Here is a 9928-nt window from a genome sequence, read left to right on the forward strand (position 1 = left end):
ATGCGCCGAACTAAAATCGTTTGTACCATCGGTCCAGCATCCGATGCCGAGGAGGTCATAAAGGGGCTAATCTTGGCCGGCATGGATGTAGCTCGCCTCAATTTTTCCCATGGCGCCCACGAAGAGCACGGCCAGCGCATAAAGAAGGTGCGGCGCTTGGCCTCGGAGCTGGGGCGGACGGTGGCCATTATGCTTGACACCAAGGGCCCAGAAGTGCGGACTGGGGTCTTTAGGGGCGGAAAGGCCTATTTGGCACCCGGCGGAAAGGTGCTTTTGACCGCAGGGGACATAATGGGGGATTCCACCCACATTCCCATCAACTACCCCCGGCTATCAGCCTACTTGCGGCCGGGAGATACCATCTTGCTAGATGATGGGGCGCTCAGCCTTAAGGTGGATGAATGCCGGGACCAGGAGGTTGTTTGTACCGTAGTCAACGGGGGCGAGATTAGGGATCACAAGGGAGTTAACCTGCCGGGCGTAGGCCTGGACCTGCCGGCCCTTTCGCCCCAGGATGTGGAGGACATAGAATTTGGGCTGGAGTTGGGGATTGATTTTATCGCCGCTTCTTTCATTAGACAAGCTACCGACATTCTCGAGATCCGCCATCTGGTGGAAAAGCGCAACCACTGCGCCCAGATAATTGCCAAGATCGAGACCCCTCAGGCCTTGGAAAACCTAGATGATATCCTCCGGGTGGCGGATGGGTTGATGGTGGCCCGCGGTGACCTGGGCGTAGAAATAGCGGTGGAAGAGGTGCCACGAGTACAGAAGCAGATCATTGCCAAAGCCAACCGGGCGGGAAAGCCGGTTATCACCGCTACCCAGATGCTGGAATCCATGATCAGCAGTCCGCGCCCCACCCGGGCGGAAGCTAGCGATGTATACAACGCTATCTTAGACGGTAGCGATGCCTTGATGCTCTCTGGCGAGACTGCGGCTGGACAGTATCCAGTTGAAGCGGTTAGGGTCATGGACCGCATTGCCCAACGGGCTGAAGCCACCTTGCCCATGCGAGATTTCGGGGATGAGGAAGAGCAGGGCAGGCTTACCGTCACCGAGGCCATCAGCCGGGCCAGCTGTACCCTGGCTCGTTCCCTGGAAGTGGCCGCCATCATTGCCCCCACCGCTTCCGGAACTACGGCGCGGATGGTTTCCCGTTATCGGCCCCGGGTGCCAATTATTGCCGTGAGCCCCAACCAACACGTGGTGCGACGCCTGTGCCTAACCTGGGGAGTTTATCCATTGTTAGCCAAGCGCCGAGCTGGTACCGATGAAATGATCGAGGAAGCGGTAGAGGCGGCCTTGCAGGCGGGAATTATCTCTCAAGGGGACCTGACGGTGGTTACCGCTGGAGTGCCGGTGGGGGGACCAGGCACCACCAACCTGCTGAAAGTGCACTTGGTGGGGGAAGTGCTGGTGCGAGGCACTGGCATCGGCGGCCTTTCCGCCCAAGGGACGGTACGGATAGTCCATTCGCCTCAGGAAGCGTGGGAAAAGGTGCAGGAAGGCGATATTTTGGTCTGTGCCAGCACCGATGCCGAGTACCTGCCGGCCATGCGCAAGGCGGCGGCCATTATCACTGAAACCGGAGGCCTAACCTCGCATGCCGCCATTATTGGCTTGGAGCTAAATTTGCCGGTGGTAGTGGGGGTGGAAAGGGCTACCGAAAAGCTGAAGGATGGCCTGAGGGTGACCGTGGACGGCGCCCGGGGCACGGTTTACCAGGCCGCCAGCAAGGTCCTGTAAAGGTCTTGCCAAGTTGTATTGGGCTGACGGTGGAGTGCTGGGCGGAACGAGGGGACCAACGCCTGGTACAGGTATCCTGGAAGATAATGGGTTTTTTGAAGGGGGAAGACTTTTTGGCAGTAAAAGTGACCGATACCACCTTACGCGATGGCCATCAGTCGCTTTGGGCCACACGGTTAAAAACTGAAGACATGCTACCCATAGCCGCCAAGATGGACCAGGCCGGATTCTACTCACTAGAGGTCTGGGGCGGAGCTACTTTTGACACCTGCATGCGCTTCTTGAATGAAGACCCCTGGGAGCGCCTGGATGCGTTACGGCAGGCTTTGCCGCGCACCCGGCTGCAGATGCTGCTCCGCGGCCAGAACTTGGTGGGCTACAAGCATTACCCCGATGATGTAGTGGAAGCCTTCGTCCGGGCTGCCCGTCGCCACGGCATCGATATCTTTCGGATTTTTGACGCCCTAAACGATCTTAGAAATTTAGCCCAGGCCATGAAGATAGCCAAGCAGGCAGGAGGCCACGTTCAGGGCACCATCTGCTACACCATTAGCCCGGTACATAATATTCAATACTACGTGGGCCTGGCTAGGGGCCTGGAACAAATGGGGGCCGATTCCATCTGCATCAAAGATATGGCTGGGCTGCTGGGGCCATGGCAAGCGGAGGAATTAGTAAGGGAAATAAAGGCGGCGGTGAACCTCCCGGTGCACCTCCACTGCCATTACACCAGCGGCATGGCCGCCATGGCCTACCTAAAAGGGATCGAGGCGGGGGCGGACGGCATTGATACCGCCATCTCCCCGTTGGCCATGCGCACCTCTCAGCCGGCCACCGAAACCATGGCAGCGGCCCTAGCCGGGAGCGCCTATGACCCGGGGCTGGACATGGAGCTCTTGGCCGAGATTGCCGATTATTTCAAGGGGATTAAGGACAAGTACCACCGCTTTGATGTGGTAACCGATGTGGTGGACGTAAACGTTTTGCGCTATCAGATACCGGGAGGGATGATTTCCAATTTTATCTCCCAGCTACGGCAGCAAAACGCCTTGGATAAGTTGCCCCAGGTATTGGAGGAGGTGCCGCGGGTACGGGAGGATCTGGGTTATCCGCCTTTAGTCACCCCTACCAGCCAGATCGTGGGTAGCCAAGCGGTTCTCAATGTCCTTTCCGGCCAAAGGTACGGGGTGGTAAACAGCGAAACCCGGGCTTATCTGAAAGGCCTGTACGGCCAGCCTCCGGGGCCGGTGAACCCGGAAGTGCGGCGCCAGGTAATCGGGGAAGAAGAGCCAATAACCTGCCGGCCGGCGGATTTGTTGCCCCTGGGGCAGCTAGAAGAAGGAAAACGCTCAGTGGCTGCCTATATGGAGAAGGAAGAAGATATTCTCTCTTATCTCTTATTCCCCAACGTGGCGGAGACCTTTCTCCAGGAGCGTATGGCGGGGAAGGTAAGGGCTGACTTCAACCTGCTGGAGCAAGGGCCGCGCAATGGTGAAATCGCTTATTATCCGGTCTAGCTATTGCTGGGTTGCTGGTTTTTGAGGTGCGGGTCACGGATGATAGGGCTCGATGACAATGCGGCCTCGGGCCAGCCGGGCCATGAGCGGTCCCGCTGCTTGGATGTTGGGGTTAGTAGCCAGGGGGCTGAACACCAAGGCCTGGGCGATGCGAAGCTGGACGGGATCCAGGCGATAGGCGATGATGCGGGCAGCGGTATTGTGGGGGTAGCCAGCGTGCAAAAGCCCCTTGGCTTCTCCCACAATAAAGATATGACCCCCGCTTACGATCTCGCCTCCTGGATGGACATCCCCCACTAAGGCCACATGCCCGGGAAACTGGATGCGCTGACCGGAGCGAATGTGGCGGGCAAGGGTTAAGGTGGGTAACCCTGCCCGGACGGACCTGGTGGCTCTGGCCCGCGGCGGTGCCGGCAAGCTTACCGGAGAGGGCTCAAGGCCGTGCTGGCGGCAAAGGTCGACCAATTCCAACTGCTGATCCTGAGTGAGCTGGACCGAGGAGTTGGAAGCTAAAGCAAACTTGGCGCCCCGGAAGAATCCTCGGGCGTTTTCTATCTTAGCGTGTAGGGCTTCCTTTAGGTTTTCATAACCAGCTTCAGGCCGGAGCAGGATCACCAGGCCGTTTTTGGTGCCCTTGATGGTAACAATTTCCGGAGCCACCAAGAAGACCTCCTCGGGAAATTTTGGATCGCCAACGGACAGATTCGATTTTTATTGACAAGTTCCTGCTGGGGAGGTAAAAAAAGCGAAAGGCGCTGAATTTGTGTCAAAGGAGAGGGAAACATGGAGAGACAAACCGTCCAGGATATTAAAGCCGACAGCGAGGTCATGACTACCTTAATGGTCAAGCAAAAGCGCCTCTCCTCCTTTAAGGAAAAGCCGGGCTATTTCTTAACCTTAGTGTTGGGTGATGCCACCGGGGAGGTGGAGACCAAGCTTTGGGACGATGCTGAGGCCTGGTATTCTCGGCTGAAGATTGGGCAGGTGATCCGGGTCAAAGGCATGGGTACCAGCTATCAGGGCCGGGTTCAGATCCGGGTGGAGGAGGTGGAGTTGCTAGAGGAAGGGCAATATGACCTGGGCGATTTCTTGCCCCGCTCTCCTTTCGACCTGGCCAGTATGGAGAAATGCCTGGAGGAAACCATAGGCAGCCTTGGCAATCCTTATTTGCGGGAGCTTCTGGCCCGCTTTTTTAGCGATCCCGAGTTCCGCCAGGCCTTCTTCCAGGCGCCGGCAGCCAAAAAGCACCATCAAGCCTACCTATCCGGACTGCTGGAGCATACCCTCAACGTGGTGAGAATTACCGAAGCGCTGGCCCAAATCTACCCCCGAGCTGATCGCGACCTTTTAGTGGCAGGCGCCATCTTGCACGATGTTGGCAAGATCAAGGAGTATTGCTACAGCCAGGCCATCGACCTCACCCCTGAGGGCCGGCTTATCGGCCACATTGTCCTGGGGGTAGAAATGCTGGATGAGAGGGTGGCTCAGGTCATTGGCTTTCCGCCCGAATTGCACCTCAAGCTCCGCCACCTCATCGTCAGCCACCATGGCGAATACGAATGGCAATCTCCCAGGCGCCCCATGTTTCTGGAGGCGATGCTGTTACATCGGGCGGATCTAATTGATGCCGATGCCTTTAAGTTCAATTCTGTACAGGGCGAAGGTATGGTATACAGCGAGGAGTTGGGCCGGCACGTCTACCTGTCCGGACCAGAAGAGAAATGAATGGGTAAATGATCTGCCTCCAGGAGAAAATAAATGTAAGCTTAAACTCTTCGGAGGCTAGAAATGAATCTCTGGCGGATAAAGCCCGTCGATCAACTGTTCCAGGAGAGCAGCCGGGAGAAATTGCCCAAAGCCATGGGCCCTCTGGACCTGGTGGCGCTGGGCGTGGGGGCAGTTATCGGCACTGGGATCTTTGTTTTGACCGGGGTGGCAGCCGCCGAGTACGCCGGCCCTGGCGTTACCATTTCCTTTATCCTCTCCGGCATTGGGGCGGGCTTGGCCGCCTTGGTTTATGCCGAACTAGCCTCCATGGTGCCGGTGGCCGGTAGCGCCTACACCTTTGCCTATGCCTCGCTGGGGGAAATGGTGGCCTGGGTAATCGGCTGGAACCTGATCCTTGAGTACCTGGTGGCGGCTGGAGCGGTGGCCATTGGCTGGAGTTCTTATCTGAGCGATCTTTTGCGATCAGCAGGGATAGTCCTTCCCCGTGCCCTGACAGCGGGCCCCCTGGGTGGAGGAGTGATTAACCTTCCTGCCGTTCTCATCGTTGCCCTCCTTACCACCCTTACCATTACCGGCACCAGACATAGCGCTGAGGTCAACCGGGTGATCGTAGCTATAAAAATAGCTGTAATTCTCTTGTTCCTAGTGTTAGGTTTTTCCCACGTCAATGCGGCCAATTGGCGGCCCTTCACTCCCTTTGGATTGATCGGGGTGGCCCATGGGGCGGCTATAATCTTTTTCGCTTATGTGGGCTTTGATGCTGTAGCTACAGCAGCGGAGGAGGTTCGCGATCCCCGCCGGGATCTCCCCTTAGGCATCATTGGTACCATACTGATAGCCACCGTGCTTTATGTGGCCGTGGCCCTGGCCCTTACCGGCATGGTTCACTACAGCACCCTTAATAACCCTTCTCCGGTGGCCACGGCGCTTTTGAGCTTGGGCATTCGTTGGGCCTCGGGAGTGGTCTCCTTAGGTGCTTTGGCGGGGTTGACTTCAGTCTTGCTGGTGGACATCTATGCCCAAAGCCGCATCTTCTTTGCCATGGCCCGAGACGGTCTTTTACCCACCGCCTTTCACCGCCTCCATCCTCGCTACCAGACTCCCCATGTGGCCCTGGGGGTGGTGGGCGGCGCCATTGCCCTGATTGGCGGCTTCCTCCCCATCGATATCGTGGCTCAGCTAGCCAATATCGGCACCTTGACCGCCTTTATCATTGTCTCCATAGGAGTACTGGTGCTACGAAAGACCCGGCCTGACTTGAAACGACCGTTTAGGGTGCCCGGATACCCGTATATTCCCATCCTGGCTGCCGCCTTTTCAGCATATCTGGCCAGCAACCTCCCGCCCCTCACCTGGGTGCGGTTTGTGGTGTGGATGGCCATAGGGCTAATCGTCTACTTCAGCTATGGAGCCACCCACAGCCAGCTTGCCCAAGAGCCTTTCCCCTTGGCCGGCCTCCCCAAATTGGCCCGCAAGCCCTGGCTCAAAAGACGAAAGCCCTAGGCACCGCCATGAATGCTCTGGCGATCCCAAAGTTGCTGGTTATCCCGCGGCCTATTGTTTCCGGGAAAATCCCGGCCGGAACCAGAGCTAGAAGCTCATTGACTTAGGCTAAGGACTTAGTCTATATTGGTTTTAGGGAGGTGTGATAAATGCCATCTCAGGTAAACATTCATGAGGCCAAAACCAATCTTTCCCGGCTTCTAGCCCAGGTGAAAGAGGGGCGAGAAATCATTATCGCCAAAGCTGGGAAGCCGATAGCCCGCCTGGTTCCAATAAGCGACGATAAGCGCCAGCGGTATCCCGGCAGTGCTAAGGGTAAAATTACTATAGCCCCGGATTTCAATGCCCCTCTACCCGAAGCTATTCTTGAGGCGTTCGAGAAATGAAGGTGCTGCCGTCCAATCTTGCTTCATTTATTGCCGAACAGCTAGCCGATAATGCCATTACTCCCCTGGCGGTTGAAATGCATCATGCGCTTCACGTGTATACGCTTCCTGATTACCATCGCGATCCCTTTGACCGGATACTTATCGCCCAAGCTCAGCTTGAAAAACTCCCCGTTTTAACTGCCGATCCCCAAATTGCTCGTTATCCTGTGGAAGTCCTCTGGTGATTCTTTATCGAAATCGGCCCCAGGGGTTCCTCCTTGAGGCGAAGGCGTAACCAGGTTTCGCTTGGTTGATAAAGCTAGCTCGCTTTTCATTTGGCCTCCTGCCAGTGGCCAACGATCTTGTCGATGCGCCAGGCGCCGCGGATACGGACCAGGTGGACGGTCACCGGGGTATCGGACTGGGCTGGGGTAAGGGGTTTCCAGGTGGCTGACCCATTAACCATGGCGGTGCTATCGCTTTCGTGAAAATCGGAGGACTGAAAGACTACATAAGGCCCAGGGGTGGAGGCCCGATCCCGCTTGACGAAAGCAATGATGCCGGATGCGGTGAGCCGGAGCCAGTAATCGGGAGTAGTTAAGCTGCGGACCTCATTCCACCTTTGGTTTTCCAAGGCTAGATAAAACTTTTCCACCGCCAGAACCGAAGACTGGTGCTCGATGCGGGCCACTTTCCAGCCATCGAGGTCGCGGGTGAGGTAAACGGTTTCCCGCATGCTCACTGGGCCGGTGGAAGAGGTCCAGCGAGCCTCCCCGGTGGCCCAAGCGGTTCCCCGTTCCAGGTCTAAACCCCGGCTATCGACCAAGAAGACGCTAAAGGTCAGCGATGGCCTCAAGGCCTTGCGGACCTGCCAGCTGCGGATGAAACCGGAGCGGGAAAGCTCTCCCCACAACTCGAGGGTGGAAAACTTGCGGGCGGCATCCCAGTCGTTTTCGGTGATGGCGCGGTAGAAGGCAGTCAAAGCATCGAAGGGAGCAGCGGTGCTAGCTTCATCCTGGGTATGCCCGATGGGGGTGGCCACAAGACCAAGCCCCAAGAACAGCAATATTATTAGCCAATCGGGAAAACTAAAATAGCGGTTCCTCCTTAACACTGGCATTGACATTCATGCTCCCCGCTTTCCAAGATGATTTTGGGCATTTTGGGGCGAAATTGGTCGACTGTCTTTATTTTGAGGTAGATCATGTGTTAATATGTGCAGGGAATCATAACCATCCAGAAATCTGTAGAAAGAGGAGGTCTTAAATGTCGAGTGTAGCTAGTGGGGCCAAACCCCCAGGATTCGCCCAGCGCTTCTTTCAGTTGTCGGAAAACGGTACCGATGCCCGGACCGAGATCCTAGCTGGCCTCACCACTTTTGTTACCATGGCCTACATACTGTTGGTAAACCCAGTCATCCTAGGCAACGCGGGCATGGACAAGGGCGCCGTTTTCATGGCCACAGCCCTAGCTTCGGCCATCTCTACTTTGTTTATGGGTCTTTATGCCAACTATCCCTTTGCTCTGGCGCCGGGAATGGGGCTAAATAGCTTCTTTGCTTTTAGTATGGTGCTGGGGTCGGGAATACCCTGGCGGACTGCTTTGGGCCTGGTCTTCTTATCTGGTATTGTAGCTGTAGTTGTTACCATTACCCGGCTGCGGGAACTTCTTATCCGAGCCATCCCCATGCCCCTGAAGCACGCTGTAGGAGCCGGAATTGGCCTATTTATTGCCTTTATTGGCTTCAAGAACGCCGGTATTGTGGTAAGCGATCCCAACACCTTTATTAACCTGGGCAGCTTTCACAAACCCAGTACCTTGCTGGCCACCATTGGCTTGGTTATTACCGCGGTGCTGGTGGCCCGCAAAATTAAAGGCGGAATTCTGCTAGGCATCATCATTACTTCCATTATCGGCATCCCCATGCACATAACCAAGCTACCCACCAGCTGGGTATCGGCGCCGCCCAGCCTGGCTCCGACTTTCCTGCAGCTGGACTTGGCTGGGGCTTTGCACGTGGCCATGATCCCCATCATCTTTTCCCTATTCTTTGCCGACCTGTTCGATACCATCGGCACCTTTGTGGGGGTGGCCAGCCGAACTGGCATGATCGATGAGCAGGGAAACCTCAAGCGTGGCAATCGAGCCCTGTTTGCCGACTCTCTGGGAACGGTGTTTGGCTCTCTCCTGGGCACCAGCAATACAACTACTTATGTGGAGAGCGCGGCAGGAGTGAGCGCTGGGGGTCGTACCGGCCTTACCTCAGTAACGGTAGCTCTAGTTTTCCTGCTTTCGGTGATCTTTTCACCTATCGCTTTAGCCGTGCCGGCGGAAGCCACCGCCCCGGCGCTAATCATCGTGGGTATCTTTATGGCTACCAGCCTCAACGAGATCCGCTTCGCCGATTTTACCGAGGCTTTCCCGGCCTTTTTAACTGCCTTCCTGATGCCTCTGACTTTTAGCATCTCTTTAGGGCTTTCCATCGGCTTCGTAGCCTATGTAGTCCTGATGCTATTGGTGGGGAAAGCCAAGGAAGTGCACTGGCTCATGTACATCCTGGCAGCCTTCTTCTTGATTTACTTTGCCTTTATCCGGATTGGTCCGGGTTAAAGCAAGGGCTGTCCAGCTTAGCCTAAATGCACCGGTAAGGGGACCGCGGTAGACAGGCCAGGGGCCCGTAGCGGGATGCAAGGGCGGGGGCCGCTTTCCTAGCAGCCCCCGCCTTCTTGATGGGTTTGGTTATACTGGATTGGCAGTACCGGCCCGGTCCAGCCCTAGAAGGCGGGGCGGGCCAGGACTTCCCTCAGACCTTCTCCGGCTAGCGGCTGGCCCAGCATTCTGTGGGTTCGTGACCGGAACAATCTCTTCATGGGGCTTCTCCTCCTCAAAGTCAAAGGATGCTTCCGAAACATTTCCCATGCCGGAGCGCTGGCGCCGGCTCCACATGGGCTCGCCAGCGATCCGTATGGCTCCCCCTCACCCTTCGGCGGGGTTCCCGGCCAATTCGACCTCCTGTCTCAAGAGGCCGGCCTCGGACGTCCTGTCCTCGGCCCCGCCTCCGGG

General features: G+C 56.6%; 9 protein-coding genes. 7 read left to right on the top strand and 2 right to left on the bottom strand.

Annotated elements, in window-relative coordinates; all coding sequences use genetic code 11:
- Positions 1-1749 (top strand): pyruvate kinase, encoded by a 1749-nt coding sequence (pyk, locus tag H5U02_05125; protein MBC7341816.1) that lies wholly within the window; start codon positions 1-3, stop codon positions 1747-1749.
- 86 nt (positions 1750-1835) lie between these two features.
- On the top strand, positions 1836-3266 hold the full coding sequence (locus H5U02_05130; GenBank protein MBC7341817.1) for a pyruvate carboxylase subunit B: 1431 nt from the start codon (positions 1836-1838) through the stop codon (positions 3264-3266).
- 33 nt (positions 3267-3299) lie between these two features.
- Here H5U02_05130 and H5U02_05135 read toward each other — a convergent pair whose 3' ends face one another.
- Positions 3300-3926: a hypothetical protein gene (locus H5U02_05135; GenBank protein MBC7341818.1), complete on the bottom strand. Its 627-nt coding sequence runs from the start codon at positions 3924-3926 to the stop codon at positions 3300-3302.
- A 123-nt stretch (positions 3927-4049) separates the two neighbouring features.
- Here H5U02_05135 and H5U02_05140 point away from each other — a divergent pair, with 123 nt between their 5' ends.
- The 4 genes from H5U02_05140 to H5U02_05155 all read left to right on the top strand — a co-directional run bounded on the left by H5U02_05140 (position 4050) and on the right by H5U02_05155 (position 7110).
- Positions 4050-4991 carry an HD domain-containing protein gene (locus H5U02_05140; protein ID MBC7341819.1) on the top strand — a complete coding sequence of 314 codons (942 nt, stop codon included), beginning with the start codon at positions 4050-4052 and terminating at the stop codon, positions 4989-4991.
- A gap of 63 nt (positions 4992-5054) precedes the next feature.
- On the top strand, positions 5055-6497 hold the full coding sequence (locus H5U02_05145) for an amino acid permease (GenBank protein MBC7341820.1): 1443 nt from the start codon (positions 5055-5057) through the stop codon (positions 6495-6497).
- A gap of 149 nt (positions 6498-6646) precedes the next feature.
- Positions 6647-6883: a type II toxin-antitoxin system Phd/YefM family antitoxin gene (locus H5U02_05150; protein MBC7341821.1), complete on the top strand. Its 237-nt coding sequence runs from the start codon at positions 6647-6649 to the stop codon at positions 6881-6883.
- A complete protein-coding gene (locus H5U02_05155; protein ID MBC7341822.1) occupies positions 6880-7110 on the top strand; it encodes a type II toxin-antitoxin system VapC family toxin in 231 nt (76 codons plus the stop codon). The genes H5U02_05150 and H5U02_05155 overlap by 4 nt, the downstream gene beginning before the upstream one ends.
- Positions 7111-7196: 86 nt before the next feature.
- Here H5U02_05155 and H5U02_05160 read toward each other — a convergent pair whose 3' ends face one another.
- The gene (locus H5U02_05160; protein MBC7341823.1) at positions 7197-7991 is read right to left on the bottom strand and encodes a hypothetical protein; all 795 of its coding nucleotides are present in this window, start codon (positions 7989-7991) and stop codon (positions 7197-7199) included.
- A 140-nt stretch (positions 7992-8131) separates the two neighbouring features.
- Between H5U02_05160 and H5U02_05165 the strand changes: the two genes are divergently transcribed.
- Positions 8132-9475, top strand: coding sequence for an NCS2 family permease (locus tag H5U02_05165; protein MBC7341824.1), 1344 nt, complete (start codon positions 8132-8134; stop codon positions 9473-9475).
- The last annotated feature ends 453 nt before the right edge of the window (positions 9476-9928 follow it).

The organism is Clostridia bacterium (genome assembly GCA_014360065.1).
GTDB lineage: Bacteria > Bacillota > DSM-521 > Neomoorellales > JACIYF01 > JACIYF01.